The sequence below is a fragment of the Nostocoides sp. F2B08 genome, assembly GCF_009184895.1.
Classification (GTDB): Bacteria; Actinomycetota; Actinomycetes; order Actinomycetales; family Dermatophilaceae; genus F2B08.
Genome location: NZ_WESE01000034.1, coordinates 1 through 1,141, shown reverse-complemented (window position 1 = coordinate 1,141; position 1,141 = coordinate 1). Strand labels below are relative to the sequence as shown.

Annotated in this window: 1 protein-coding gene; it reads right to left on the bottom strand. The window is 67.1% G+C overall.

Annotated features, from left to right (window positions below; translation table 11 throughout):
- Positions 1–193: 193 nt before the first annotated feature.
- A complete protein-coding gene (locus GA707_RS20615) occupies positions 194–937 on the bottom strand; it encodes a hypothetical protein (RefSeq protein WP_152180321.1) in 744 nt (247 codons plus the stop codon).
- Between the last annotated feature and the right edge of the window lie 204 nt (positions 938–1,141).

Below are 1,141 nucleotides of genomic sequence, written 5' to 3'. Positions count from 1 at the left end.
CGTCCAACCTGTGGATTCGCGTCGATGATGACGGAGAGATCGTCGCCACCGTTCGCCTTGAACGCCATACCGGCGGAGGCTACCGACCCACGGTCGTCCAGGCCTGCACTCCCTAGACAGGGCACGTCCCTTGCGGCGATGTGGGGCATCTGGCCGATGTGTGTCTCGAGACCCTGAATAGCGCGGCGGGGAGTTAGATCGGGGTGAGGACGCCGAGGCCGGTGAAGACGATGAGGGTGATGAGGTAGGCCCAGCCGCCGGTCAGGCGGCGTGCCCTGGAAGGGTCGGGTCGGGCACCGAAGAGCACGTAGAGCGGCACCACGAGCACCATGACGGGGGTCAGGCTCAGCCATGCCCAGGCCCACCGGGTGGCCCACCGCGGCTCTGGTCCGCGTCCCAGGACGAGGAAGAAGCTGGCGAGGAGGACGAAGGGAAGGGCCATCCAGGTGCCGGGCAGTTCCCATCGACTAAGGATCGCCCCCGCGCTGGGCTCCGGCGACTCCGTGAAGGTCACGTCGAGCCCTGGAGCCTCCAGGCGAAGAGCGTCATCGACGGCTCCGATGACGACGGCGTCTGCGTCGGCACCGGCCAGGGTGTCGCTGTTCAGCTCTGACTGGGACGTGGCTTGCCAGATCCGGGTCACGCGGCTGGGCCAGCCGGTATCCCAGTACACGTGCACCACTGCCACGCCCTGAACGGCAGGGTCGATGCCGTCAGCACCGCCGAGGCCGCCCTCGATCCGTACCTCGGTGACGGTGCCCTGCCGCAGTTCCTGCTGCAAGTCACCGTAGGACGTCTGCAGATGCCCCTGGACGGCGAACACAGCAAGCGTCAGCACCGACAGCGCCAGCACCGACCACCGAGCCACAGGCCACCACGACGGCGGCTGCTCACCCCCGCGATCAACCCCCGACGCCGACACCACCGTCTCCGACATGATCGGAGTCTAAGGACCCCGGGCCAAGCCCGCGCGCTTCGCGGCGCTGTGACGCAGCGCCGAGGAGGTGAGGGCTGCCGTGAGGTGTGTCTGAGTCTTTGAGACATTCCGCGGGATTAATTCCCAACCAAGGCCCGGTCCTGGTCATGGTTGTTTTCCTTGCTGGGATCGACGGTAGTCGATCCTGTTCTGGCGGGCGGCGCT

What these genes read in the sequence shown, in the direction of transcription:
- GA707_RS20615 (WP_152180321.1), bottom strand. Translation starts at nt 937, where the DNA reads ATGTCGGAGACGGTGGTGTCGGCGTCGGGGGTTGATCGCGGGGGTGAG.